Origin of the sequence: Pseudomonas sp. NFX98, assembly GCF_047784845.1 — a bacterium.
Lineage (GTDB): Bacteria > Pseudomonadota > Gammaproteobacteria > Pseudomonadales > Pseudomonadaceae > Aquipseudomonas.
In genome coordinates, this window is record NZ_JBLNNF010000007.1 from 49771 (window position 1) to 76561 (window position 26791).

Genomic DNA, 26791 nt, shown 5'->3' on the forward strand with positions numbered 1-26791 from the left:
GGCCTCATCGCTGGCAAGCCAGCTCCCACAGGGTTAATAGGTATACGCAAGATCTGCGGACAACCTAAATCACTGTGGGAGCTGGCTTGCCAGCGATGACGTCGGCCAATACACCCCAGTTTTTCGACCCGTCGCGACCCGGCAAAATCGCCCGTTGGCCTGTTGGGTCGTGACAACGCCGCCCCGGTCCAATAGATTAGGCGACCTGAAAAAGCCCTCGTGCTTTCTCGCCCCAATTCAAGCTAAAAAAGTAGTGAAATTTCAATGTCCGATTCCAACACCGCTGAATCCGTAGTCACCCTGTCGTCCAAAGCGGAATACGAAAACTCCATCAATCTTTCACAACACGTGTCCCAGGCGAAAACCATCAGCGAGATGGTGCTGGACGCTTTCCAGTCCACCCGCGAAAGCGACCAGATCCGCGAACTGCGCGCCGCGATCCGCCAGGCCCACGACAGCTTCGACGATGACAAAGCCTACGAACTGATGGGCGAACTCAAGCAACTCAAGGACGCCGAGGCCGCCGACATCGCCGCCCTGGAAGACCTGAGCAGCAAATTCTCGATCGGCCGCATCCTGTCCAGCTTCAAGGACGACCCGGCGTTCCAGGAAATCGTCTACGGCCTGGCGCTGAAAGTGCTGAACCAGACGCACCAGGCGATCAGCAACCCGAGCGGCGGCAAGAGCAAGGCCGCCAAGGCCAAGAAAGAAGTCGAAGTGTTCACCATCAGCAAGGACGGCATCAGCGTGACCTTGCCGCTGCGCACCCCGCGCTCGCGCCTGAGCGTCGACCGTGAAGCCCTGGAATTCCTCGGGTTCACCTTTGTCGGTGAAGGCGATGAAGCGGAGCTGGAAAGCGAGACGTTCCTGGACAATGCCGGGGCCGAACAAGCGGTCAACCGCAAGAACATCATCACCGCCCTGCAACAGCAAACCGCGTTCGACGGCTACAGCATCGCCGCGCAGTAATTCCCGCCAGCGCATCAAGCGCCGCAACACCCAGAGCCCCGCCCCAGAGCGGGGCTTTTTATTGCCCGCGATTCCGGCGAATCCCCGATTACTCTTCCAGTATCAACGCCAGAACAACACTTCCCTTCCCCCATCAGCATCACGAGTCCGTCTGCGGGAAGCGTCGACTCACTTTCCAGCCCAAGACCTCAGTGGTGCGACTGCCGAGGTCATCATGAACACGCTCCCGCTCTACCGTCAGTTAGCCAACCATTACCTGGACGCCATCCGCAGCGGCACCCTGAAAACCGGCGAACGCATGCCCTCGATCCGCTTGATGATGGAGAAACATGCCGTCAGCCTGTCGACCGCCGTGCAGGTGTGCCGGGAGCTTGAGGACTATGGCGTGCTGGAAGCGCGGCCGCGCTCGGGCAACTACATCCGCCAGCCCGACACGCCAAGCAAACCTGCGCTGACCGCCGTGCCGCCGCCGCTGGATACCGGTGTCTACGTCGGTATTCATGAACAGGTGTCTTCGGTGCTCAAGGCCAGCCAGCGGGCGACGGTCAAGGTCAATTTCGCCAGCGCCTACTGCGCGCCGCAGCTCTATCCGCTCAAGACGCTGCAAGACAACATGATCAAGACGCTGCGCCAGGACTCGCATGTGTTCGATACCACAGGGCCAACCAGTGGCAACATTGCGCTGCGCAATGTCCTTGCCCGTCGGATGCTGACCGCCAAAACCAACCTGACGGCCGAGCGCATCGTGATCACCAACGGCGCCACCGAAGCGATCAATCTGGCCTTGCGTGCCGTGACCCGCCCCGGCGATACCGTAGCCGTGGAGTCGCCGACCTTCTACGGCCTGCTGCAAATCCTCGAAAGCCTGAACCTGCGGGTGCTGGAAGTCCCGGCCTCGACCCACGCGGGGATTCACCTGCCGGCGCTCGAACATCTGCTGCAAGGCCCCGAGCGGATCAAGGCATTGATCGTCATGCCCAACCTGCACAATCCGCTGGGCAGCATCATGCCCGACACCCACAAGGCTCGACTGGTAAAACTGTGCGCCGAGCACGACACGGTGCTGATCGAGGACGATACCTACGGCGATCTGGTGGACACCGAACAACCGCTGTCCACCCTCAAGCACTGGGACCGCACCGACAACGTGATCTATTGCGCTTCGCTGAACAAAACCCTGGCACCGGGCCTGCGCCTGGGCTGGATCAGCGCCGGCAAATGGCACGACCGCGTGGAGATGCTCAAGCACACCCAGTCCCGTGGTTGCGAAGCGTTGTCGCAATTGGCGGTCAGTGCGTTCATGGCAACACCCTCCTATGAACGCTACCTGCGACGCTTGAGGAAAACCCTGACGCAACAGCGCCAGCAGATGAGCGCGGCAATCACCCGGTATTTCCCCGAAGGCACCCGAGTCACAAACCCTCAGGGCGGCACGCTGCTGTGGGTGGAATTGCCGGTGCAGCATTCGGCCATGGCGCTTTTTCATGAGGCGTTGAACGTTGGCATCCAGATTTCACCTGGGGATATCTTTTCCAATGCCAAACGCTTCGGGAATTTTGTGCGAATTGGGTGTGGGACGCCGTATTCGCCGAGGATTGACGGGGCGCTGGAGACATTGGGCCGAATCTTGAAAAACCAGGATTAACCACGAACCTGTAGGAGCTGCCGCAGGCTGCGATCTTTTGATTTTGATTTTTTAAGATCAAAAGATCGCAGCCTGCGGCAGCTCCTACAGGGGTTTTGGGTTAAAGGGGGTCTCGGTGCAGGCAAATGATATGCGGGTCATCATTCCAGTGCGGAAAACGCTCGGCGATCAACGGATCGTGACCGGGAATGACATGGTCTTCGCTATCGGCCAGACGGTCGATTTCGCTGAACGCTTCAAGGCTCTGCGCCAGGTCGTCGATGATCGGAAACGGACTGCGCTCGCGGATGTTGACCCACAAATGCGCAGCATCCGATGCCAGCACAATCCAGCCGCGCTCGGTATTCACCCGCACCACCTGACTACCCGGCGTATGCCCGCCTACCGCATGCAGCGTCACGCCGGGCATCACTTCAACCGTGCCGTTGTGCAAACGCATCCGCCCTTCGAACAGCGGTGGCAACGCCGACATCACGTCCTCGACCTCGTAGGTTTTATTCACCGTGCGATGGCTCATTTTCGGCCCGGTGCAGAAACGCAATTCCGCTTCCTGCAAATGCACGGTCGCCTTGGGAAACAACCCGAGATTGCCGGCATGGTCCCAGTGCAAATGCGTGAGGATAAGGTGCTCGACCTGCGCCGGATCGATGTCCAGTTGCAGCAGGGATTCTTCCGGCAGGCGATACATCTGGCGGTTGCGCCGATCCGCCGTGGCCGGTTGAAAACAGGTGTCGACCACGATCACCTGTTGCTCGTTGCGAATGACCCAGAAGTAATAATCCAGCGGCATTGGCGCGTTCGGATCACCGCAGCAGGCGTCGTAGAGAAAATTCTCCCTGGCGGTGCGTTGGGCATTGGCGCCGACACGGATGGCGAACACTTCGTAAACGGGAACGGACATGGACACCTCCGGGTTCAGGCTGCTGCGGTGGCTTTGAGGGTCGGACGAAAATCGAAGTCAATCTGCTCGCTGATACCCAGGTCGTGCGCCAGTTTATGCAGGCCACTGTAGTCACGCATGATCGTCGCGTTCTTGTTGCTCTCGCGGGTGTCGGCAATGATCGCCGCCGCATCTTCGACGCCCAATTGCGTCAGGATCGCCTCCCACATCGAGTAGTCCTGGGCGATAAAAGCACTCAGCGCTACCGACAAATGACCGGCGAAAAACTCTCGCTGCTCAGGCTGCATGTTGGCGTACATGACCTTGGCCACCTCGGCCAGCACCTTGCTGTGCGCATACTCGTCGCGATTGTGCAGTTCGGCGACGCGGCGGTTTTGCGGCTGAATCGTCTGGTCGTCCGCCAGCAGGTCGAGATAGGCGTTGACGCTGATCTCGGCCACCACCGCGAAAGTGATCGCCGCCAGGTCGCGCTGCCATTGCTCCGGCAATTCTTCACACAGCGCCTTCAGGCGCAGATAAGTGACGGATGGCGGCAAGTCCAGATCCCGATCCAGTGCGCGATCGAGTTTGGTTCGCTCGATGGCCCGCAAGTGCATGAGCGTGTGGTAGTGCTCGTCGATCAGGGTTTGCTGCATGGCCTCGCGAAAATGCCAGTCGTCCTTGCCCAGGTACTGGTTGGCGATGACGCTCAACGCCGGGTTCACCACATGCTCCTCGGCGGTCACCGTGCGCAGGTTGTAGCCGATCCAGCCCCAGGTCACCACGCTGCTTTTAAGCTCATCGCTCAAGGCCTGGAATTTCGGATGATGAAAAAACGGCACCATGCACTCCGGGTAATCCGGGCGGGTTGGGTCGAACACTTCGTTGACCTGGGCCTTGTCCGGCGAACACACCGTGGCGCGCTTGGTCCAGGCCTGATTGAGCCGCACGATCAGTTGATGATCGACCTGGGCAATCTCGATTGCTGTTTGCATGACGCAATACCTGTAAGACGCGTACCCGCGAGGGGTACGCCAAAAGAATGAAGGGCGACGGAAGAATCAGGCCAGCCAGTAGCGGGTCAGGTTGCGCGCCGGGTCAGTGTATCGGCTGCGGGCGTGAATCATCCGCCAGTTGTCCCAAATCAACATGCATCCGTCGGGAATCAGCACCGGAACGTTGTGCTCGACGAAATACGCTTCACCCAGCACGGCAAATCTGGCCAGTGGCGAGGTGTTGTTGGCGACTTGCGACTGCTGTAAAGCTTCCTCCGACGGATTCACATCGCCGTAGTGAAACTGGTTGTAGCTGAAGCGGAAAATGTCTCCTTCAGCTGTAGGCGTCAGGATGTATTCCCTGACCCGGGTTTGCGCCGGTTCACCCGGTTTGGCGGTGGCGACGAATTCCACGGGCGTGTCATCGAGCCATTCGCGCAATTCCGGTTCGGTGTGCTCAAGCGACTTCAAGAACGCGTAACCGTCCACCAATCCCGTGTGCCCGCCACCGCAAGTGGCCTGTTTATGGCAATGCAAGGCCAGGTAGCGCGGCGGTGGGCCATACACCGGCGCTTCGGTGTGCGGACCGATGCCGTTCATGCTCTGGGAATACGGCAGGGCTTCGTAGCCCGGCTTGCGGGTAATGGCAAACGCTACCTGCCCGTTGAACTGCGGAATAACCGGACCGAACTCGTGCAATGTTCCTACAACATCGTGGGCAAATTCCCCCGGCGTAAGCACCGTCCAGCCACGACGCGACAATTCTTCATGGCGATGGCCCAGCGAAACATATGGTTTGGACGCAACAATCCCTTGATCTGACATGGTGAGATTCCCGGCGGTTTATCAGGCGTTGACGGTTGAGGTGTAAGCGGCAATCAAATCGCGGCAGGCATTGCCCGGTTGGTAGTGCTGCTCGTCGATGCTCTGCACCGGGGTGATTTCGGCGGCGGTACCGGTAAGAAAACACTCGTCGAAGCTGCCAAGCTCCGCAGGCAAAATCGTGCGTTCGATCACTTGATAGTCCAGCGCCTTGGCCAGTTCGATCACGGTCTGCCGCGTGATGCCATCGAGAAAACAATCCGGTGTCGGCGTGTGCAGCTTCCTGCCTTTGACGAAGAACACATTGGCACTGGTGGCTTCGGCGATGCGGCCGCGCCAGTCGAGCATCAAGGCGTCGTGGTAACCGTTGTTTTCCGCGTCGTGCTTGCTCAGTGTGGCGATCTGGTAATGCCCTGAGGCCTTGGCTTCGAAGGGGCTGCTGCTCGGCGGCGGACGGCGCCACGTTGCCGTCTTCAGGCGAATGCCGTCCATGCGCGCCGCCGGGTCGAAGTAGCTCGGCCACTGCCAACAGGCGATCGCCACATGCACGCGGTTGAAGCGCGCCGAGGTGGAAATCATCTCGCTGCCGCGCCAGGCCACCGGCCGCAAGTAACCGTCGGCAACGTTATTGCGCTGCAGCAATTGGTGACTGGCGGCCTCCAGTTCGGCGGGTTCAAACGGGATGGCAAAATCCATCAACTGCGCCGAGCGGTACAGGCGCTCGGTGTGTTCGCGCAGCTTGAAGATCTTGCCGTTGTACACGCGCTCCCCTTCGTACACCGTACTTGCGTAATGCAAGCCGTGGGTCAACACATGCAGGCGCGCCTGGGACCACTCGACGAACTCGCCATCGAGCCAGATCAATCCCTCGCGCTGATCAAACGGAATACCGCTCATGTCCTTATCTCCCCAGTAATCAAGATTCGTCCTACGCCGTTTGCAGCAGGACCGGTATCAATTCCGGCGCTGTCGCCAACAAAAGCTCAGGCTCGGTCTGAAAGAAAAACGCTCGCTCGCCGAAGGCCGGGCGCAACTGATCGAACCAGGTCGCCTGCGGGTCGAAGCGTGCATAGAAGGTGCGCAACACCCATTGCGGATCGCGGGCCTGGAGGAACTGCAGCACGAAGACTTTTTCCCCGGCGACGGTCTCGATGCCGTTGATCAACACCTTGCCGTAGAAGGTGCTCATGGAAGGCCCGCGCACCGTGCGCGCCAATCCGGAGACCGTGCGGTACGCCGCCTGAAAGATTTCGAACGCCCGGGCCAGCGGCATCGCGAAGTAGTGACTGGGGCCGGTGTCGCGCTCGACGAACATGTAATAGGGCACCGCACCGAGCCGCACGCCTTCGGTCCAGAGGTCCGCCCAATCGGCGGGGTTTTCGTTGATGTGGCGAATCACCGGTGCCTGCATGCGCAACGTTGCACCCGTGGAGCGAATACGTTCGACAGCCTGGTGGGCGATGTCCTGGCGGATCTCCACCGGGTGGTTGTAGTGCCCCATGATCGAGAGGTTTTTCCCCGCCGCGACGATCAGCCGGAACAGTTCGAGCAACTCGGGCGCGTCCTTGTCGCTGACAAATCGCTGCGGCCAGTACGCCACGGATTTGGTGCCGATGCGGATGCTCTTGATGTGCGGCAACGCCAGCAGCGGCTCGATGTAACCGGCCAGCGAACGGGTGTTCATGATCATCGGATCGCCGCCGGTGATCAGCACGTCGGTGACTTCGGTGTGCACCCGCAGGTAACTCACCAGCTCCTGGGACTCACGGGCGTTGAACTTGAGTTCTTCCTCACCGATGAACTGCGCCCAGCGGAAACAGAACGTGCAGTACGCATGACACGTCTGACCGGCACCGGGGAAAAACAGCACGGTCTCGCGATACTTGTGCTGAATGCCCGCGAGGACTTTTCCTTCAAGGGTGGCGCTGTTGTGCGTCAGTTGTCCGGCCGGATGCGGGTTCATGCGCAACCAGATCGCTTCGATCCGCCGTTTGATCGCGACGGCGTCATCCTGCTCTATCAGTTGTTTGAGCGATGCGTATTCATCCGCCAGCAACATGTCCTTGTGGGGAAAGGTCATGCGAAAAATCGGATCGTCCGGGATGTTGTTCCAGTCGATCAGCGTCCCCAGTACGTATTCGTTGGTGCGAAACGGCATGACCCGGGCCACGACGGTCATGGCTTCCTGCAATGCCGGGGTCAGCTTGTCCCAGTAGGGTGTGTCGCGAATGGTGCGTGCGTTGTAGGGTTTGTAGCGTTCGTGCTCCGACAGTCCTTGCATGGCCGCGCTCCTGATGGTCGTTTACGCGATGGCCGGCGCTTTGCGCTCTATGTCCATCCATGCCCGAACGCTGTCGCGATCCCACTGACGGCGCACATACGCCGCGAGTCGCGCAGGCACCGGGTCACCATTGGCAACGAGTCGGTTGAGCATGATTGCCAGGTCGGTGTCGGCGATGCTCCAGTCACCGAACAGGTGCTCGGCGCCCTCTTCCAGCAAGCGGTCGGCCACGAAGAACAGTCGATCGACAGCGGCCCGGGCGTCGTCGGACAGTGGCGTGTCTTTCTTGCCGAAGTACACCAGGTCAAACGGACGCTCCTTGCGCACCACCAGCAGATCGCTGCGCAACCAGGCCTGAAGCTGACGAGCGCGAGCGCGCTGTTTGATGTCTTGCGGGTAAATTCTTTTCGAGCCTGGAGCGAGTTCTTCCAGGTATTCGGCAATGGCTGAAGATTCCGACAGCGCAAAACCTTCGTGAACTAATACCGGGATTTTGCAGGTCAATGAAAGATCGCGATAATTCGCTTGATAGTTTTCGCGAGCTTTCAAATCCACTGTTACAAGCTCAAACGAAAGTTGCTTCTCCTTGAGCGCCACATAAGCCGACATCGCAAAAGCGCTGACATAATCTGCGCCGAGATACAGCTTCAACTTCGCACTTTCCATAGAACGCTCCCTTGCACTAAGCACATTAATCCGTTGCATTTGAAGCGATCGTATTAAGTTGATTACCCGCTGAACAGATACAGAAATTATCTGTTTCTATCGATACAGAAATCCGGACACGCCAATCTCCACGAGGATTTTTTGCGGGCACGACAGAAACGAAAAAGGGAGTCAGCGAACGCGGACTCCCTGGTGTGCAGCAGAGGGAAAAATTACCGTTGACGGGGGATCAAGCCAACGTTGTCGACATGGTTGGACAGCAGTGCCATCTGCGGCATGTTGCTGAGGTTGAGCATGGCAAACGGCTCGGTTGCGCTGGTGTTGACGAAGCCGTGCCGGGTCCAGGCCGGCACCAGCAACACGTCGCCGGGGCTGACGTTCACCTCATCGGCATCGCCCAGTGTCAGCGCGCCGCCACCGGATTGAATGATGAACAGATGCCACCAGGCATGGGCATGGCCGGTGAGTGTTGAACCCGGCACCAGCCACTGCATGGACACCGCCATTCCGGGTGTCAATTGGCAGCCTTCGAGGTTGTTATCGTGGGCCAGCGCAACAATATCGATGTCGCTGGCCTCAAGGGTCTGACGCATATCGGTAAGTTCAGCAGCCTTCCACACCCGTGGTTTGATTGGCTGCCGATCTAAACTCTGGCGAAAGTCTTTATATGAAAAAAACGCACCCTGAACGTTATTCATTTGCTGATTCCAACTTATTCTGCCGACTTGAGTTACCAGACCTTAGGCGAACCCTTCAACAGTGTAAAGTCGAACAACGCTACTTATAACGCTGAAGGGCGCAGCGCCACGATCATATCAACTTCGATCGCCGCATTTTTTGGCAACTGGTAAACACCCACGGTCGTCCGTGTATGTTTCCCGGCATCGCCCAGCACGTGACTGAACACATCCGACGCACCGTTGGCGACTTCGCTGAGGTCGACAAAATCCTCGGTGCACCTCACATACACCGTCACCCGGATCAGCGACTTGATCTTGTCCAGCGAACCGATGGCATCAACGATCAGCGCCAACCCGCGCATCGCACTGATGCTGGCGGCTGCTTGCGCATCCGCCATGTTGAGGTCCCGCCCCACCCGGCCCGGATAGTGGATCTTGCCGTCCATGCGCGGCACCAGACCGCTGATATACAGTTCATCGTGGTGACGAATCAGCGGCGCGTAATGCCCGCCAGCGGTGTTCTCGCCGTAGATGTCATAACCGAACTCCTGTGCCAGCGCGATGAAGCGTTCATCACAGGTCATGTGCGAAATCATTTACCAACCCCTCTTGATCAATACTGCAAAAAACATCGATCGCTAGTGCTAAAACACGGCTCAACCCACGGCCCTTACGGACGGTGCCAGGCTGGTGATGCCGACGCGTGATTCGACGGCTTCGGCCAGCCGCAACAGGTCGTGGCTGAGCCGCTCGTAGTCCTCGTTGAACAACACGATGTGGCCGATGAACGAGAAATTGTCTTTCACCAGCGCGGTGACCGAATCACCAATACGCTTGCTCAGCACCGCTTCCACCAGTTCGATGCCCAGCGACCGGGCCAGGGCCTGGATGTCCGGTACATCGCGCAAGAGGCCACCGGCGCTAGCCCGCAGCAGGCGAATGCCGCAGTAGCCGCGAGGCACCGGGTCATGGCTATCGACCTGGCCTTCCACGGCCCAGCGGACCCAACGTTCCCACGGGTTGAAATCGACGAACGCCTGACACGCCAGATCCCAGATATGCATGCCACCGGGGCGCATGTTGGTTTCCACGGCCGAAGTGCGATGATTGGCCCTGTGGAAAACTTCGTTGTGCCAGGCACCGTTGTCCTGCGCCACCAGCCCCGCCATGTGCCGGCCGGCCGCCATCAATCGAGCCTGTGCGTCAGCCGCCAACGGTGCGGGCACCACTTGCTGGATCTCGGCGCGGTAGGCGCCTTCGGTGGTGGTTTTTTCGGTGATCCAGGTGCTTCCGGCAACATAATCCCAGCTGTATTCCCGGGCGTTCTGGATCAACTCTTCGAGTACGATGCCACCCTCGCGATAAGGCTTGAGCGCTAGCCACGCCTCGTCGCATTCGGTCGGGTGACGGATGACGCGGCAGCCACGGCTGGCGCCTTCGCAGGCAGGCTTGATGAACGCCTTGCCGCCCAGTTCGATCACCCGCTGGCGCAGTTCCGGCAGGCTTTCAATTCGCACGGAAAGCACAGGCCGATAATCATCGGGTGATGTGCTGGCCGCCGCTTCGAGCTGGCGGAAAATCTGCTTGTCCAACCCCGCCCGCGCCTCGGCCGGCGTAATGCCGGGCAAGCCGAAATGACTGGCCAGCGCCGCACCGAGCAACACGCCGCGATCAGAAAACGGCAGCACGCCGATCAGCTTCCAGCGGTCAGCATTCAGGCAGCCGACCACCAGTTCCAGTGAGGCCGCTACATCTTTTTCTGCCAGCGAGGTGCTGCAAACGTGATCGGCAACCTGTTCGTCAAAAGGCTGGATCTGCTCGACCAGCAGGATCAACCGGGCGTTGTAGAGCGACTTGCACAGTTCACGCAACTTCGGGATATCGTGGACCCGACTGCCGTTGTACCCCACCACTACTACGCATGAAGTCGTATTCATAATGTCCCCGACTTGCAAAGTGAAAACCGAAACGGCGATAAGTCAGTCATGCAGCGACGCAATGGATTTGCGGTTGAGCCAGTACCAGACCAGGATCCCGGCAGCGCCGATAGCAGCCAGCAACAACGCGTTGTAGGGAGGTGGCATGACCCGCATGATCAACACGGTCAACCCGGCACCGACGCCCAAGGACACTTCCTTGACGAACATGTTGTTCTGCTTGACCGAGAAGTAATCGAGGTGGCTGAACGCGCATTCGGCGATGGACAGCAGCGCCACCCAGATCAGCGCGCCGACCAGGGTTTCGACGTGGAATGCAGCCGGTGAAGACAGCACGGCAAAACCGCCGACGATGATCCCGATCACTGTCAGGACCTTGAAGCGCCCGGTGCTCTCGATCAGTTTCATGACCGGCACTTGCGCGAACACCACGACGGCGCTGTTGAGGATCAGCATCAGGCCGTACCAGGCGGGCAATTCGCCGGTTTCGAGCAGGATCGCTTGTGGCAGGATCGAGAACACACCAAACAGCTTGATGCCCATGATGATCCCGGCGATCACCCACGGCAGTTTGTTGCGCCAGCCGCTACCTTCCTGGCTGGCCGGGCGGGCCACGGCGGCTTCGGTGGTGAATGTTGCGCCCATGGCGATCGGCAGGCACAACAGGACGAAACTGGCGGCACCGAGGAAAAACATGCTTGGCGTCAGCAGCGGCGACAGCAGGATCAAACCGGCCAGCAGGCTGCCCATGTTCATGGCCACACGGTTATAGGCCGCGCCTTCCTTGGTCTGCGCCGCTTCGCTCTTGATCAGGTAACCGGCAATCGCAATGCCGTAGGCAAACAACGCCGCGGCAAACATGACAACGCCCTGGTTGCTGGTGACGGCCAGCAGCACCAGACCGGCGGCAGCGCACAGCAACGTGACACTAAGGGAACGGCGACCGAGGACCAGCAACGTCAACGGCAACAGCAGCAACAAGGCCCGATAACCCAGGGCCAGAATGCTGTTGGTGGCGGTGTCGAGCCAGACGTTGGCCTTGCCCAGTACCGCGAACAGCGCCACGGCCGTGATGATCCGAATGGTGAACAACCGCAGGTTGATCACCGGTTTCGCCACGACGGCGGTTGTTTCTAAACTCATTGCAACACCTCATACACCTTGGCGACTGAACGACCGACAAAACGGTCGACAATCCGAAAACACTCCAAAGCGATAGTAGAAAGAGATGCTTGTCTTGATCAGAGCAAGTTCGTATAGAATCCAACGAACTTTACTGCCGGAGAGACCAGTAAAATGCAGGTTCAGCGCGCAGTGATCGCCGCCATCGAGTTCCAGCCGGGTGTACCGCTGGTGCAGCAGATCGTCGATCAATTGACCGTGGCGATCAGCCAGGGCGGCCTGCCCCACGGCTCCAGGCTGCCGCCGATTCGCGAACTTTCCGACTTGATGAACGTGGGCAAATCCACGGTGGTCGATGCCCTCGACCGCTTGCGGGCCAAGGGCCTGGTGGTGTCACGCCAGGGTTCTGGGCACTACGTGCACCGCTCCAGCGCCACGATCCAGCCCGATGCCGGCCCGGACCTGCTCCCGCAAGACACCCTCAGCGTGGTTCGCCGCGCGGTGCTGCTGGACAATGGCGCGCTGCGTCCGGGGGCCGGTTTCCTGCCTTCATCCTGGTTGCCGGCCGAAGAATTGCTCAAAGCCGTGCGCGGAACGCTTCGCGCGACCACCCTGCGCATGGGCGAATACGGTAACGCCAGCGGTTACCTGCCATTGCGCCAGGCCTTGCGCGTCAAGATGGCGACCCTGGGCATCGAGGCGCCGGTGGAACAGATCATCACCACCGCCAACACCGTACAAGCCATCGACATGCTGATGCGCCTGCTGGTCAAACCCGGCGACACGGTGCTGCTCGACGACCCTTGCTACTTCACGATGCACACCAATCTGGCGTGGCACGGGGTCAAGGTCATCACCATCCGCCGCGAATGTGACGGCATGGACCTGGACGCGTTCGAGCAATTGCTGATCGCCCATCGTCCCGTGCTCTACATGACCAACAACGCCCTGCACAACCCGACCGGGCATTCGTTCACTTCGGCGCAGGTATACCGCTTGGTGGAGTTGAGCCATCGCTACAACTTCCACATCCTCGAAGACGATTTGTACTGCGACATGCAGCAACGCCGAACGCCGCGCCTGGCGGCGAGCGGACTGGACAATGTCTCCTACGTCTCCGGGTTCTCTAAGACCCTGACCGCCAACAGCCGCGTCAGCTTCGCGGTGCTGTCGCCGCAACTGGCGGCGCGGATGGTGACGCTGAAAATGGCCTGCGGCGGCATGACTTCGGAAATGGCCGAGCAGATCATCTGCACCATGCTCAGCGACGGCAGCTACACCAAACACATGCGACGCACGGTGGACCGGCTCTACGAGTCGAACAGCCGGGTGGCGGCGTGGCTGGGCGAAGCCGGGTGTTCGGTGTCGTCTTTGCCGGGGGAAGGGTTATACATCTGGACGCGATTGCCAGAGGGATACAAAGCCGAATGCCTGGCCAGAAAAGGTCTGGAAATCGAACTGGTGCTGGCGCCGGGAACCATGCTCAGCAAGGCGGCGGATGCCAATCAGTTCCTCAGGTTCAACGTGGCGCACAGTGATCATGTGCAGGTGCGCGAGCGGTTTTTCCGTTTGCTGGACAAGCCACACAAATAACAAACAACCCTCAATCCCTGTGTGGGCTTGCCCGCGATGGGGCCGTCACATCCAGCATCAATGTCACCAGACACACCGCCATCGTCGGAACGCCGCCCGGAGCCGGCTCGCTCCTACAGGGGGTTGCGGTGTTCATAAATCATCGACGATGTGGTGAAGATACTCGATGTACCGAGTAACAACCGCGCGTAAATGACAAAGCCCCGCGATTCTTTCGAATGCGGGGCCTCTCACGTGTTCGCTGACTCAATCAAACCACTGCCAGTCGATCCACCATATCCGGGAATTTCTCCACCAGCCTGATCAACAAGGCTGCCTGAGCGTTGGGTTTTGACTTTTCCTGCTCCCAGTTTCTCAAGGTACTGGGGCTGGTTCGAATACGTTTGGCAAAAACCGCTTGAGACATGTGCAGCTTTTCCCGTAGCGCAACGATTTCTTGCGCCCCCACTTCAGGAGCCGGAATGTCCTCGATGGACGTATTGCGCAGCGTAATTTTGCCTTCGCGTTGAGCCGCCATCTCATCAACGCCCTGCATCAATTCTGCAAACAGGTCGCGTTTTTTCATGGGGTACCTCGTTTTTTTAGCTCTGTTTCTATCGCTTTCTTGAGCGCCTTTTCTTGGTCGGCGGTCAAGTTCTCAAGCTCATCTTTGTCATAAATTGCAAACATCCAGAACTGACCATCATTCATAAGCCAATAATAGATAACTCGCAAGCCACCTCGTCTGCCTTTACCTCGGCGTCCATCCGCCCATCGAAGCTTTCGAAAGCCACCGGTTCGAGGCATGACATCCCCCACTTGCGGGTTCAACTGCATGTGCGATTGCAGCGCACGATACTCATCGTCCGTCAGATAATTTCCAACGGCGGCGGTGAAGGTAGTGGTTTCAAAGAATACGGTTCGCATCGACAAACTATAGGCAAATTGCTCATAGTTACGCAATCTACAAATCAATTTCCTGACGAATCACCCTAGCAATTAGCCCCCAACAAAAAACCCCGCTCTTCTCTCGAAGGCGGGGCTTTTCGTTACAGCGTCTAAATCTTAAGGCGCGTACGTCAGCAGCAACTCGGCCGGCACTTTGAAGTCCAGGGACATCATCACGCTCAACGCGGTAATGGTGAAGATCGAGAACACGAACAGCTTGCGTGCCCAGACCGTGTCATCCACTGCCTTGTAGCCGGTCCAGGCCATGTACAACCAGTACATGCCCATGGCCGCGGCGACGGCGAGGTAGCTCATGCCGGCGTAGCCGCTGAAGGTCAGCATCAAGGTCGCCACGAGGAAGGCCAGGATGTAGATCAGGATGTGCTTCTTGGCCACTTGAATCCCGCGCTTCACTGGCAGCACCGGAATCGATGCGGCCAGGTAATCGTTGAAGCGGAAGATCGCGATGGCGTAGGAATGCGGCATCTGCCACAGGCTGAACATCACCAGCAGCGTCAGCGCGGCCATGTCGAAGGTATTGCTGACTGCGACATAACCAATCACTGGCGGCATGGCGCCCGACAGACTGCCCACCAGCGTGCCGTGAACCGACTTGCGCTTGAGGTACAGGCTGTAGAAGCCGACGTAGATCACGAAGCCGATTACCGCGAACAAAGCGGCCAACGGGTTGGCCACCTTGTACAACAACGCAACGCCGAGAACACCCAGGACGGTCGCATAGATCAGGGCCAGTTTCAGGGAGATCAAGCCCTGTACCAGCACCCGGTTCTTGGTGCGTTCCATCTTGATGTCGATGTCGCGGTCGATGCAGTTGTTGAACACGCAACCGGAGGCGACGACCAGGGACGTGCCGATCATGGCGGCCAGAAACACGGCCAGATCGACATGCCCTTTCGAGGCCAGGAAGAACCCGCCTGCCACAGAAAGCACGTTACCGAAAATGATCCCCGGTTTGGTGATTTGGATAAAGTGCTTGAGCGACATCGGGTCTACCTCACTTCGCCATCATGTACGTGTGGATGCTGAACATGATCCACAGCGACAGGCCAACCAGCAGGACGATTACGATCGCGGCGAAGACAAACGCAATCACGTTGTTACGCTGCGCGGCCGAACGGTCCAGGTGCAGGAAGTACACCAGGTGCACCAGCACCTGGACGATCGCGAACACGAGGACGATCAACAGGGTGATCGACTTCGGCAGCGACGGGTACATCACCAGACCGAATGGAATGACGGTCAGGATCACCGACAGGATGAAACCGATGGCGTACGACTTGTAGCTGCCGTGACCGGCGTCATCGTGGCCGTGGTGGGAATGAGCTGGGTTAGCCATTTACATAGTCCCCATCAGGTAAACAACGGTGAATACGCAGATCCAGACAACGTCCAGGAAGTGCCAGAACAGGCTCAGGCAGCTCAGACGGGTCTTGTTGGTCGACGTCAGGCCATGCTTGTTGACCTGATACATCATGATCGCCATCCAGATCAGACCGCTGGTCACGTGCAGACCGTGGGTACCGACCAGGGTGAAGAAGCCGGACAGGAAGCCGGAACGGCTAGGGCCGTAACCCTCGGAGATCAGAACGTGGAATTCGTTGATCTCCATGCCGATGAAGCCGGCGCCGAACAGGAAGGTCATGGCCAACCAGCCCAGGACCTGCTTCTTGTTGCCACGGTAGAACGCCAGCATGGCGAAGCCGTAGGTGATCGAACTGAACAACAGCAGAGCGGTTTCGCCCAGCACGTAGGGCAGTTCGAAGATGTCGTGGCCCGACGGGCCACCGGCTACGTTGTTAACCAGTACCGCGTACACCGCGAAGATCGACGCAAACAGAATGCAGTCGGTCATCAGGTAGAGCCAGAAACCGTATACGGTCATCTCGCCCGAGTCGTGGTGATGGTCATCATGCCCATGTCCATCGACATGGGTGTGTCCAGCATTGGTCACTAAGTTCGACATGGTTTAAGCCTGTTCCAACGAGGTTTCAACACGGGTGGCGGTGGCCGGGATTTTCCCTGCCGCTACCAGACGCTTGTGCTGCTCGGCTTCGATGCGCTCGATCGTTTCAACCGGGACCATATAGCCCTGGTCGTCACGTGCAGCGTGGATCGCGAAGTAGACGACAGTGCCTGCCAGGCTCGCGATTGCCAGCCACCAGATGTGCCAGATCATCGCGAAACCGAACACGGTCAGCAGAGCACCCATGACCACACCGGTAGCGGTGTTGTTTGGCATGTGGATCGGCTCGTACTTGGCCGGAGCCTTGTACGCAGTGCCGTTTTCCTTGGCTTCGGTGAACGGATCGACGCAGTCGGCTTTCGGCAGCACGGCGAAGTTGTAGAACGGTGGTGGCGACGAGGTCGACCATTCCAGAGTGTGGGCATTCCACGGATCACCGTGTTCGCACATGTTCTCTGGCTTGTTGCGGTCACGCACACTGACGTACAGCTGGATCAGTTGGCAGGCGATACCGACAGCGATCATCACCGCACCGAACATGGCGACGTACAGGTACGGCACCCACTCAGGGTTGGTGGTGGCGTTCAGACGACGGGTCATGCCCATGAAGCCCAGTGCATAGAGCGGCATGAACGCGACGAAGAAGCCCGAGATCCAGAACCAGAACGCTGCTTTACCCCAGCCTTCGTGCAGCTTGAAGCCGAACGCTTTCGGGAAGTAGAACGCGAAACCAGCGATGTAGCCGAATACCGCGCCGCCGATGATCACGTTATGGAAGTGCGCGATCACGAACAGGCTGTTGTGCAGAACGAAGTCAGCACCCGGGATGGCCAGCAGTACGCCGGTCATGCCGCCGATGGCGAAGGTCACCATGAAGCCCAGGGTCCAAAGAACCTGGCTGGTGAAGCGCAGACGACCCTGGTAAATGGTGAACAGCCAGTTGAATAGCTTCACACCCGTCGGGATGGAAATCAGCATCGTCGCCAGACCGAAGAAGGCGTTGACGCTGGCACCCGAACCCATGGTGAAGAAGTGGTGCAACCAAACCATGAAGCCCAGTACCGAGATCGCGCCCGAAGCGTAGATCATCGACTTGTGGCCGAACAGTTTCTTGCCGGTGAAGGCCGAGATGACTTCCGAGAAAATGCCGAATGCCGGCAGGATCAGGATGTATACCTCAGGGTGGCCCCACGCCCAGAACAGGTTGACGTACATCATTGGATTGCCACCAAGTTCATTGGTGAAAATGTGGAAATCCATGTAACGGTCAAGCGTCAGCAGTGCCAGGGTAGCGGTCAGGATCGGGAACGAAGCCACGATCAGGACGTTGGCCCAGGTGCAGGTCCAGGTGAAGATCGGCATGTCCATCAGTTTCATGCCAGGGGTACGCATTTTCAGCACGGTAGCGAGGAAGTTAACCCCCGTTAGCGTTGTCCCCAGACCCGATAGCTGTAGCGCCCAGATGTAGTAATCCATCCCCACGCCAGGGCTGTATTGCAGGCCCGACAGCGGCGGATAGGCAACCCAACCGGTCTTGGCGAATTCGCCGACGCCCAGGGACAGGTTGATCAGCACAACACCGGAAACCAGCAGCCAGAAGCTCAAGGAGTTCAGGAACGGGAAGGCAACGTCACGTGCGCCGATCTGCAGCGGCACTGCAAGGTTCATCAGGCCGGTGAAGAATGGCATCGCCATGAAGATGATCATGATCACACCGTGAGCGGTGAAGATCTGGTCATAGTGTTCAGGTGGCAGGTAGCCAGGCGAACCCTCGGTGGCCATGGCCAGCTGGGTACGCATCATGATGGCGTCGGCAAAACCGCGCAGCAGCATGACCATGGCGACAATGATGTACATCACGCCAATTTTCTTGTGGTCGACCGACGTCAGCCACTCGGTCCACAGGTAGGTCCACTTCTTGAAGTAAGTGATACCCGCGAACAGTGCCAGACCACCGAGCGCGATCATGGCGATGGTAATCATCACAATCGGTTCGTGGAACGGGACCGCTTCCCAACTTAATTTACCAAACATCGTTTACTCCTCTGCCCCGGCAGCTGAATGCGAGTTCATGTCCGTAGCGGCCACTTCTTTCTCTTTCTTCTCGTGCTTGACCTTCGGGCCCGGTTTCATGCCTTCGTACTTGTCGACGATGGTCTGGAACAGGTTCGGCGTCACCGAGGAGTAGAGCTCGACTGGGTTGTTCTGGCTCTGCTTGGAAAGGGCTGCGTATTCAGCTTGTTCAAGCTGTTTAGGTGCCTTTTTGACTTCACTTACCCAGGCGTCGAAATCTTCCTGGGAAGTTGAGATCGCTTTGAATTTCATACCGGTAAAACCAGCGCCGCTGTAGTTGGCGGAGATGCCTTCCATTTCAGCGTTGCGGTCGGCGATCAAATGCAGTTTGGTCTGCATGCCCGCCATCGCGTAGATCTGGCCGCCCAGGCCCGGGATGAAGAACGAGTTCATCACGGCGTCGGAGGTGATCTTGAAGTTGATGGGTGTGTTCGCCGGGAACACGATCTTGTTGACCGTGGCAATGCCTTGTTCCGGGTAGATGAACAGCCACTTCCAGTCCAGCGCGACCACTTCGATGGTCACCGGCTTCACGTCGGATTCGATCGGACGGTACGGGTCCAGTTCGTGGGTCGAAATGTAGGTGATGTAACCCAGGGCAATGATGATCAACACCGGAACAGTCCACACCGCGATCTCGATCTTGGTGGAGTGGTTCCATTTAGGCGTGTAGGTCGCCTTGGTGTTGGACGCGCGGTATTTCCAGGCGAACAGGAAGGTCATGACGATGACCGGAACCACGACCAACAGCATCAGCAGCGTTGCGGTGATGATCAGGTTGCGCTGTTCCAGGCCAATCTGGCCGGTGGGATTGAGCAAGGTCATGTTGCAGCCTCCCAGCAACAACGTGCCGAGCAGCGGCACTAAGCCTAGTAGTCTGGGGTACCTGTTTTTACTCATCTCACGACCTCTAAAGCAGCTTGCGCAATGCAGTTGGGTTTTGATCGCCAACACTTCACCCTGCCAAGGGTTGGCATTTCTTTGGATTGAATAAGGGCTGCCCGTCGAGCGTCAGACGCGTTTCGACAAATCCTGGGCCAGCGGTGAGTTCTTATTCGAATTCGTGGTCAAAGGCCTTGTTACAGACCAATTCCATTTGGTGCGGATAGTTGGAGGCACCGACACCTGGGAGTCGCATGAAGCCGCCCGGCCTCTCGACACCCTGATTCTGTTCAAACACCTCGAGAGGGTGAACAGCGCCGGGGAATTCAGTGGGGGCGATTGTAGTTATGTAGCGTTTTTTAAACCATGTCTCATCCCGAAATAATTTATATCCCGAGCCGCAACAATGCTTCGCCGAACTCGTAAAAGTGGCGCATGTTATCGAAATTAATTCTCAACAAAAACACCAAAAATAGTAGGTCTACCACCCGCGATTCAGACAGCATTGTGGGTCCGACAGGTGTTCTCGACGCCGCCCAAGCCCCCATGTGACAAGGGCTCTGGCAAATTGCCAGAGCCTGTTAAAACTGCCTGCTGCAGCCTGTTGGCGGCTGTTCTCGGCGGTGGGCAAAACGGACCAATTTCATTGCGCGATCGCGCACCAATCCGCGACCCTGGAGGCCGCTGCGACACTCAAGATGTGACAACATGTCGCACACGTGTCGCACCTGTGTTTCCACCTGCTACGGTGTTTTCCATCGTCCTCTGATATGCAAAAAAACGCCCTGGCCTTCTCAGCGAAGACCGGGGCGTTTTTTGTCCGACAATACGCCGTAGCAGATGCTCTCAGCGCAACGACTTGCGGTTACGCATCGTCAGTAACGGCACCAGTATCACCACCAGCACAAAGGCAACCAGCGCCCACTGCGCCAGCGACAAACCGAGGATCGGCGGGTACGGCGTGGAGCAGAAACCGTCGACCTGGAAGCCCAGCGGGAAGATCTTCGCCAGCGGCAAGCCGTCGACAATCGGCTGCAATACATCGATGCCACAACTGACGGCTGGGTAGAACTGCGTGTACACGTGATGCCCCGCCACGGCGACACCTGCCAGGGCACAGATCACCACCAGGGTTTCAAACACGGTAATGCTGCGACGGTTGCGCATGGCCGCGCCGATAAAGGCGAAGATCGCGATCAACAACAGGGCATAACGTTGCAGGATACACAGCGGGCATGGCGCCTCGCCCAGTACGATTTGCATGTACAGCGCGCCGCCGATCAGCGCCAGGCAGATGATGCCCAGCAACACCAGATAGCGCCGTTCACGGCCCAACCGCATTGTTTCCTCGCTCATCGCGTTTCCCTTGAAGATATCGATTGCCCGCCAGTCTACACGCTGGGCGCGTGCTGGGGGATGTCGGGGGAATAGACGACAGGCGGGTTAAGAAGGGATTAACTTTTGAATAGAAAATCAAAAGATCGCAGCCTCCGGCAGCTCCTACATTCAGATGAGGAACATCCTGTAGGCGCTGCCGAAGGCTGCGATCTTTAAAGGGTTACTCCAACGCCGCAGCCGGCCCGAAGAACTCGTAACGGCTTTGCTTCTCCGGCACACCCAAGGCTTTGAGGTGACGCTTGATGGCCGCCATGAAACCTTTCGGCCCCAGGAAGTAAGCATCCAGGTCACGCTCTTGCGGCAGCCATTCGCCCAGTTGCTCCTGGCTCAACAAACCGACCTTGTGCGCCGCCGGGCTCACGCCGTCATCTTCGGCGTAGCAGTAGAAGCGCTTGAGTTGCGGATGACGCTCGGCCAGCCCGTCGATCCAGTCGCGGAAGGCGTGGACGCTGCCGTTGCGCGCGCAGTGGATGAAGTGCACCGGACGCTCGGTCTGCAACGCCGCTTCGAGCATCGCCAGAGTCGGGGTGATGCCGACGCCGCCGCTGATCAGCACCAGCGGTTTGTCGCTGGCGGTCAGGGTGAACTCGCCCGATGGCGGAAACAGCTGGATGGTCGAACCCACGTGCAATTGATCGTGCAGGAAGTTGGACGCGCGACCACCGGCCTCACGCTTGACGCTGATGCGGTACTGACCTTTGTTCGCCAAGGCCGACAGCGAATAGTTACGGCGGATTTCTTCGCCGTCGAGGATCAGTTTCATGCCGATGTACTGGCCCGGTTCGGCAGCCAGAATCAAGCCTTTGTCCACCGGTTCGAAGTAGAACGAGGTGATTTCCGCGCTTTCTTCGATCTTGGCCGCGATGATGAATTCCCGCGCCCCACGCCAGCCGCCCGGAGCTTGTTCCTTCTGGTCGTAGATGCTGGTTTCGGCACCGATCAGGATGTCTGCAAGTTGACCGTAAGCCGCACCCCACGCTGCAATCACTTCCGGGGTAGCGATTTCTTCGCCGAGCACTTCGGCAATGGCGCGCAGCAGACAGGTGCCTACAATCGGGTAGTGCTCAGGGAGAATCTGCAGGGCAACGTGCTTGTTGATGATTTTGGCCACCAGGTCGCCCAACTGGTCGAGCTGGTCAATGTGGCGCGCATACATCAGCACGCCGTTGGCCAAGGCACGCGGTTGGTCACCGCTGGATTGGTGAGCCTGGTTGAACAGCGGGCGGACTTCCGGATACTCGGAGAGCATCATGCGGTAGAAGTGAGTGATCAAGGCTTCGCCACCGCTTTCCAGCAACGGCACAGTGGATTTGACGATGGCACGGTCTTGGACGCTAAGCATAAAATGACTCCTGAGCAGCGGGGATTTTCTTGACTGTTGCCCTATGCATTTCAGTTTCCATGCCAACTATTAAATCGTTATAAATCAACATGTTAAAAACTTGATAGTCATAACGACACAGCCTGACTTATAGTCACACCGACTACATGGAGTCACTATGACTGCAAAATCCTTGCTTACTGCGCTGTTGCCACTGGTCTCCGACCTGTCCCGCGAACTTCCCGAAGGCGAGCGTTATCGACGCCTGCTCGAAGCCATGCGCGCCCTTCTGCCCTGCGATGCCGCGGCCCTGCTGCGTCTCGATGGCGAATGGCTGGTGCCGCTGGCCGTCGACGGGTTGAGTACCGATACCCTCGGCCGACGCTTCAAGGTCAGCGAACATCCGCGCTTCGAAGCGCTGCTCAGCAGCCCTGGCCCGACCCGTTTCGCCGCCGACAGCGACATGCCCGATCCTTATGACGGCCTCGTCGATGGTCTCGATGATCACTTGGAAGTCCACGATTGCATGGGTTGCCCGCTGCTCATCGACGAGCGCCCATGGGGCTTGCTGACCCTCGACGCCCTCGACCCGGAGCAGTTCGAACCGATCGAACTGGATGCGCTTGAGGCCTTCGCCAGTCTCGCCGCCGCCACGGTCAATGCCGTCGAGCGCATCGAACGCCTGAACAACCGCGTCGAAGACGAGCATCAGCGCGCCGAGGTCTATCGTCAGGCCAGCGGCCAGCAGAATCGCGAAATGATCGGCCAGAGCAAAGCGCTCAAACGCCTGGTGGAAGAAATCAGCCTGGTGGGCGGCAGCGACCTGACCGTGCTGATCACCGGGGAAACCGGGGTCGGCAAGGAACTGGTTGCCCAGGCCATTCACGCCGCCTCGCCGCGCGCCGACAAGCCGATCATCAGCCTCAACTGTGCGGCGTTGCCCGACACGCTGGTGGAAAGCGAATTGTTCGGCCACGTGCGCGGTGCCTTCACCGGGGCGATGAATGACCGCCGTGGCAAATTCGAATTGGCCAATGGCGGCACGCTGTTTCTCGATGAGGTTGGCGAATTATCGCTGACGGTGCAGGCCAAATTGCTGCGCGTGCTGCAAAGCGGTCAATTGCAGCGCCTGGGTTCGGACAAGGAGCATCAGGTCGATGTGCGGCTGATCGCGGCAACCAACCGCGACCTGGCTGAAGAAGTGCGCAGCGGCCGCTACCGCGCCGACTTCTATCATCGCCTCAGCGTTTATCCTTTATTGGTGCCGGCCCTGCGTGATCGTGGCCGTGACGTGCTGCTGCTCAGCGGTTATTTCCTGGAGCAGAACCGCTCGCGCATGGGCCTCAACAGCCTGCGCCTGGGCAGCGATGCCCAGGCCGCGTTGCTCGCCTATGACTGGCCGGGCAACGTGCGGGAACTGGAACACCTGATCGGCCGCAGCGCATTGAAGGCGCTGGGCAATTGCAAGGAACGGCCGAAGATTCTCAGCTTGAGCGCCGCCGACCTGGACCTGCCTAACGGCAGCATTGAAGTCAGCGCCGAGCAACCGGCCACGGCTGCCATGGCGCTGGTGACCGGCGATTTGCGCGAGGCCACCGAGAACTATCAGCGCCAGTTGATCGGCGCGTGCCTGGAACGGCATAACAACAACTGGGCCAGTGCGGCGCGGGAGTTGGGGCTGGATCGAGCGAACCTTGGGCGGATGGCCAAAAGGTTGGGCATGAAATAAATCAAGATCGCAGCCTGCGGCAGCGCCTACAGGGGAATGCGATCCATGTAGGAGCTGCCGCAGGCTGCGATCTTTTGATCTACCCGATGCCCATGAAGCTAAAGCCTGCCCCAAACAAGTCGATAACCCGGCATCGATAGCTGTCGGCAACCGTGACAGCCCATCACCTTTTGCCCAAGAAGGTTCTTATGTCCACCACCAAAGCCCGCGCAGATTCACTTTCGCTTCTGCTGTTTACCTTGCGCAGTGGCAAGTTGATGGCGATCAACCTGCTCAAAGTCAGTGAAATCATCCCCTGCCCGCCGCTGACCAAGCTGCCGGAGTCGCACCCGCACGTCAAAGGCATCGCCACGCTGCGCGGCGCGTCGCTGTCGGTGATCGACCTGAGCCGCGCCATCGGCGAGCGTCCGCTGGAAGATCCGAACGGCGGCTGCCTCATCGTCACCGATGTCAGCCGTTCCAAGCAGGGCCTGCACGTGCAGGCAGTAAGCAAGATCGTCCACTGCCTGACTACCGACATTCGCCCGCCGCCGTTCGGTTCTGGCGGCGTGCGCTCGTACATCACCGGCGTGACCTCGGTCGACGGCACGCTGGTGCAGGTTCTGGACATCGAGAAAGTCATCCACGGCATCGCCCCGGTGCAGATCGAAATGGCGCCGACCGAGCTCAGCATGGAAGACGCCGAAGTCCTGGGCAGCGCGCGGATTCTGGTGGTCGATGACAGCCAGGTCGCGTTGCAGCAATCAGTGCATACCCTGCGCAACCTCGGCCTGCAATGCCACACGGCGCGCAGTGCCAAGGAAGCCATCGACTGCCTGCTGGACCTGCAAGGCACCGCGCAGCAGATCAACCTGATCGTTTCCGACATCGAGATGTCCGAAATGGACGGTTACGCCTTCACCCGCACCCTGCGCGAAACGCCGGACTTCGCACATCTTTATGTCTTGCTGCACACCTCGCTGGACAGCGCGATGAACAGTGAAAAGGCGCGGCTGGCCGGGGCGAACGCGGTGCTGACCAAATTCTCGTCGCCGGAGCTGACCAAATGCCTGATCGAAGCAGCCAAGGCTGTGGCCGAACAAGGTCATTGAGTTGAGCGTGGATTATTGCTGGCTGATGCGGCGCGACCTCGCCGAGGTTGTGCCGGCTATCGATTGGCCGACCGGCATTCAATTGATCACCTATCGCCCCGAGCTCGCCGACGCGGTCCATCGCTTGATGGAACTGGGTTACCGCGACGGTGGCGGTCGAGTGCCGACGCTGGAACTCTGGCAGCAAAAGTTTGAAACCGATCCTGAATACGATCCCGCCCTGTGCTTCATTGCCCTGGATGGCGAAGGCGTGGTTGGCGTATGCCAATGCTGGACCAGCGCTTACATCAAGAATCTGGTGGTGCATCCAAGGGCGCAACGTGAAGGTCTGGGCCGCGCGTTGCTGTTGCACGCCTTCAAAGTATTTCAGCTGCGTCGGGAAGGCTTTGTGGATTTGAAGGTGCTGGGAGACAACCTGCGCGCGCGGCGGTTGTATGAGCGTGTCGGGATGTGTGAGGTGCGTCGGGAACCTGTTCCGGTCTGACATACTCACACCTTGGCCCTTACCTGCCCAAGGATCCCCGAACAATGAAAACCGCCACCCTGGCCTTCCTCTGCCTCACCGCCCTCGCCACTCAGGCCCAAGCCTCCAGCGCTGACGCATGGGCCGCTTACGACAAAACCGTGCTCGCCAGTTGCACCAAGGCCAGCGGTCTGAAGGATGCCAAACCCGTCGGTAACGCCGCGCAGTTCGATGACCGCGTTGGCTACACCGCCCTCCTGCTGCAAGGCCAATATCCGCAAAAACACATGAAAGGCGCGCAAGGCACCGAACTGTGCCTCTACAACAAAAAGAGCAAAACCGCGTACGTCACTGAATGGGACTCCATCCGTCCGAGCGCCAAGGCGCAGTGAGTGGCGCATAACTTGCTTCGATAGCGGTCTTTGCGGCGGCATTCTGTCGCCGTTTCATGCTCTCGGATGCGACTGACCGCTCAATGAATACGACGTTTTCCTGCGTAGGCTGCGGCAAATGCTGCAATGATCACCATGTGCCCCTGACCCTCCCCGAAGCCCGCATGTGGGCCGCCGACGGCGGTCAGGTGATCGTGCTGGTGGAAGCCTTCCTGAGCAACGGCCTGGGCCTGCCGGTGCAACAACGGGAACACGCCGAACGTCGTTCGGCGGTGGTTCGCAGCGCCGACGCCGAGGCTTACGTCGCCATCACCTTCGCCGCCTACAACGTCGGCCCCTGCCGTAATCTTGACGAAGACAACCTCTGCCGCATCTACGAACGCCGGCCGCTGGTGTGCCGTATTTATCCGATGGAAATCAATCCACACATTCCGCTGAACACTGCCGTGAAGGAATGCCCGCCCGAGTCTTGGGAAAAAGGGCCGGACCTGATCGTCGGTGGTGAATTGGTCGACCGTGAGCTGTCGGAGTTGATCCAGCGCTCTCGTCAGGCGGATCGCGATGACATCCAGATGAAAGACGCCATTTGCGCGTTGCTGGGGTTCCGCACGGCAGCGCTGAAAGGCGACGGGTTCACCGCTTATCTACCGGACATGAACGAGTTCGCCACGATCATCGACGAACTGACCGGGCAGACGTTGCCGGAGTGGAGCAGTGAGTGGCAGTTCCATGTGTCGAGTGAGGACATTGCCGGGCAGGTTGTTGCAGCCGGGGCGCTCGTGACGACAGAAGCGCCAGCGAACTATGCGTTTATTCCGTTGCGGGCGGCTTGATCCAAAGGATTCATCGCCTGTAATGGCCTAATCGCGAGCAAGCTCGCTCCCACAGGGTGATGCGTTCTTTCATGAGAATGCGATCACATGTGGGAGCGAGCTTGCTCG

The 26791-nt window shown here is 58.8% G+C and carries 27 protein-coding genes; 8 read left to right on the forward strand and 19 right to left on the reverse strand.

The window, feature by feature from the left end:
• The first annotated feature begins 264 nt into the window (after nt 1–264).
• Nucleotides 265–969: a hypothetical protein gene (locus ACM110_RS10905; RefSeq protein WP_338584846.1), complete on the forward strand. Its 705-nt coding sequence runs from the start codon at nt 265–267 to the stop codon at nt 967–969.
• A gap of 214 nt (nt 970–1183) precedes the next feature.
• A complete protein-coding gene (locus ACM110_RS10910; RefSeq protein WP_416127779.1) occupies nt 1184–2614 on the forward strand; it encodes a PLP-dependent aminotransferase family protein in 1431 nt (476 codons plus the stop codon).
• A gap of 100 nt (nt 2615–2714) precedes the next feature.
• Here ACM110_RS10910 and ACM110_RS10915 read toward each other — a convergent pair whose 3' ends face one another.
• From ACM110_RS10915 to ACM110_RS10960, 10 genes are all read right to left on the reverse strand, one after another.
• Complete coding sequence (locus ACM110_RS10915) at nt 2715–3515, reverse strand: N-acyl homoserine lactonase family protein (RefSeq protein WP_416127780.1); 801 nt, start codon at nt 3513–3515, stop codon at nt 2715–2717.
• A gap of 14 nt (nt 3516–3529) precedes the next feature.
• Nucleotides 3530–4489: a diiron oxygenase gene (locus tag ACM110_RS10920; RefSeq protein ID WP_416127781.1), complete on the reverse strand. Its 960-nt coding sequence runs from the start codon at nt 4487–4489 to the stop codon at nt 3530–3532.
• Between the two features lie 66 nt (nt 4490–4555).
• The gene (locus ACM110_RS10925) at nt 4556–5314 is read right to left on the reverse strand and encodes a TauD/TfdA family dioxygenase (RefSeq protein WP_416127782.1); all 759 of its coding nucleotides are present in this window, start codon (nt 5312–5314) and stop codon (nt 4556–4558) included.
• A gap of 21 nt (nt 5315–5335) precedes the next feature.
• Nucleotides 5336–6208 (reverse strand): branched-chain amino acid aminotransferase, encoded by an 873-nt coding sequence (locus tag ACM110_RS10930; protein WP_416127783.1) that lies wholly within the window; start codon nt 6206–6208, stop codon nt 5336–5338.
• A gap of 31 nt (nt 6209–6239) precedes the next feature.
• Nucleotides 6240–7592, reverse strand: coding sequence for a KamA family radical SAM protein (locus tag ACM110_RS10935; RefSeq protein WP_416127784.1), 1353 nt, complete (start codon nt 7590–7592; stop codon nt 6240–6242).
• A 21-nt stretch (nt 7593–7613) separates the two neighbouring features.
• Nucleotides 7614–8258 (reverse strand): glutathione transferase, encoded by a 645-nt coding sequence (gene yfcF, locus ACM110_RS10940; protein WP_416127785.1) that lies wholly within the window; start codon nt 8256–8258, stop codon nt 7614–7616.
• A gap of 212 nt (nt 8259–8470) precedes the next feature.
• Complete coding sequence (locus ACM110_RS10945; RefSeq protein WP_416127786.1) at nt 8471–8956, reverse strand: cupin domain-containing protein; 486 nt, start codon at nt 8954–8956, stop codon at nt 8471–8473.
• An 83-nt stretch (nt 8957–9039) separates the two neighbouring features.
• Complete coding sequence (locus ACM110_RS10950) at nt 9040–9534, reverse strand: RidA family protein (protein WP_338584837.1); 495 nt, start codon at nt 9532–9534, stop codon at nt 9040–9042.
• A gap of 60 nt (nt 9535–9594) precedes the next feature.
• Nucleotides 9595–10875: an ATP-grasp domain-containing protein gene (locus ACM110_RS10955; protein ID WP_416127787.1), complete on the reverse strand. Its 1281-nt coding sequence runs from the start codon at nt 10873–10875 to the stop codon at nt 9595–9597.
• 42 nt (nt 10876–10917) lie between these two features.
• Nucleotides 10918–12018, reverse strand: a complete 1101-nt coding sequence (locus tag ACM110_RS10960; RefSeq protein ID WP_416127788.1) for a hypothetical protein — start codon at nt 12016–12018, stop codon at nt 10918–10920.
• Nucleotides 12019–12171: 153 nt separating this feature from the next.
• Here ACM110_RS10960 and ACM110_RS10965 point away from each other — a divergent pair, with 153 nt between their 5' ends.
• Nucleotides 12172–13590, forward strand: coding sequence for a PLP-dependent aminotransferase family protein (locus ACM110_RS10965; RefSeq protein ID WP_338584834.1), 1419 nt, complete (start codon nt 12172–12174; stop codon nt 13588–13590).
• Nucleotides 13591–13840: 250 nt separating this feature from the next.
• Here the strand turns inward: ACM110_RS10965 and ACM110_RS10970 are convergent, their stop codons facing one another.
• From ACM110_RS10970 to hmpA, 9 genes are all read right to left on the reverse strand, one after another.
• On the reverse strand, nt 13841–14155 hold the full coding sequence (locus ACM110_RS10970; RefSeq protein ID WP_075946541.1) for a helix-turn-helix domain-containing protein: 315 nt from the start codon (nt 14153–14155) through the stop codon (nt 13841–13843).
• Nucleotides 14152–14496: a toxin gene (locus tag ACM110_RS10975; RefSeq protein ID WP_416127930.1), complete on the reverse strand. Its 345-nt coding sequence runs from the start codon at nt 14494–14496 to the stop codon at nt 14152–14154. The genes ACM110_RS10970 and ACM110_RS10975 overlap by 4 nt, the downstream gene beginning before the upstream one ends.
• A gap of 138 nt (nt 14497–14634) precedes the next feature.
• Nucleotides 14635–15522: a heme o synthase gene (gene cyoE / locus ACM110_RS10980; RefSeq protein ID WP_338584830.1), complete on the reverse strand. Its 888-nt coding sequence runs from the start codon at nt 15520–15522 to the stop codon at nt 14635–14637.
• A gap of 10 nt (nt 15523–15532) precedes the next feature.
• Nucleotides 15533–15874 carry a cytochrome o ubiquinol oxidase subunit IV gene (gene cyoD / locus ACM110_RS10985; RefSeq protein ID WP_338584829.1) on the reverse strand — a complete coding sequence of 114 codons (342 nt, stop codon included), beginning with the start codon at nt 15872–15874 and terminating at the stop codon, nt 15533–15535.
• Nucleotides 15875–16501: a cytochrome o ubiquinol oxidase subunit III gene (locus ACM110_RS10990; RefSeq protein WP_338584828.1), complete on the reverse strand. Its 627-nt coding sequence runs from the start codon at nt 16499–16501 to the stop codon at nt 15875–15877. It lies immediately after the preceding gene.
• A gap of 3 nt (nt 16502–16504) precedes the next feature.
• Nucleotides 16505–18535 (reverse strand): cytochrome o ubiquinol oxidase subunit I, encoded by a 2031-nt coding sequence (cyoB, locus tag ACM110_RS10995; protein WP_416127789.1) that lies wholly within the window; start codon nt 18533–18535, stop codon nt 16505–16507.
• A 3-nt stretch (nt 18536–18538) separates the two neighbouring features.
• Complete coding sequence (cyoA, locus tag ACM110_RS11000; RefSeq protein ID WP_338584825.1) at nt 18539–19474, reverse strand: ubiquinol oxidase subunit II; 936 nt, start codon at nt 19472–19474, stop codon at nt 18539–18541.
• 828 nt (nt 19475–20302) lie between these two features.
• Entirely contained in the window at nt 20303–20812 is a 510-nt protein-coding gene (locus ACM110_RS11005) for a disulfide bond formation protein B (protein WP_416127790.1), read from the reverse strand.
• A gap of 202 nt (nt 20813–21014) precedes the next feature.
• Nucleotides 21015–22196: an NO-inducible flavohemoprotein gene (gene hmpA, locus ACM110_RS11010; protein WP_416127791.1), complete on the reverse strand. Its 1182-nt coding sequence runs from the start codon at nt 22194–22196 to the stop codon at nt 21015–21017.
• Nucleotides 22197–22353: 157 nt separating this feature from the next.
• Here hmpA and norR point away from each other — a divergent pair, with 157 nt between their 5' ends.
• The 5 genes from norR (at nt 22354) to ACM110_RS11035 (ending at nt 26683) form a co-directional block, all read left to right on the forward strand.
• The gene (norR, locus tag ACM110_RS11015; protein ID WP_416127792.1) at nt 22354–23904 is read left to right on the forward strand and encodes a nitric oxide reductase transcriptional regulator NorR; all 1551 of its coding nucleotides are present in this window, start codon (nt 22354–22356) and stop codon (nt 23902–23904) included.
• A gap of 188 nt (nt 23905–24092) precedes the next feature.
• The gene (locus ACM110_RS11020) at nt 24093–24995 is read left to right on the forward strand and encodes a chemotaxis protein CheV (protein WP_416127793.1); all 903 of its coding nucleotides are present in this window, start codon (nt 24093–24095) and stop codon (nt 24993–24995) included.
• Between the two features lie 25 nt (nt 24996–25020).
• Nucleotides 25021–25479, forward strand: coding sequence for a GNAT family N-acetyltransferase (locus tag ACM110_RS11025; RefSeq protein ID WP_416127931.1), 459 nt, complete (start codon nt 25021–25023; stop codon nt 25477–25479).
• 44 nt (nt 25480–25523) lie between these two features.
• Nucleotides 25524–25850, forward strand: coding sequence for a hypothetical protein (locus ACM110_RS11030; RefSeq protein ID WP_416127794.1), 327 nt, complete (start codon nt 25524–25526; stop codon nt 25848–25850).
• Nucleotides 25851–25933: 83 nt separating this feature from the next.
• Nucleotides 25934–26683 (forward strand): YkgJ family cysteine cluster protein, encoded by a 750-nt coding sequence (locus tag ACM110_RS11035; RefSeq protein ID WP_416127795.1) that lies wholly within the window; start codon nt 25934–25936, stop codon nt 26681–26683.
• The last annotated feature ends 108 nt before the right edge of the window (nt 26684–26791 follow it).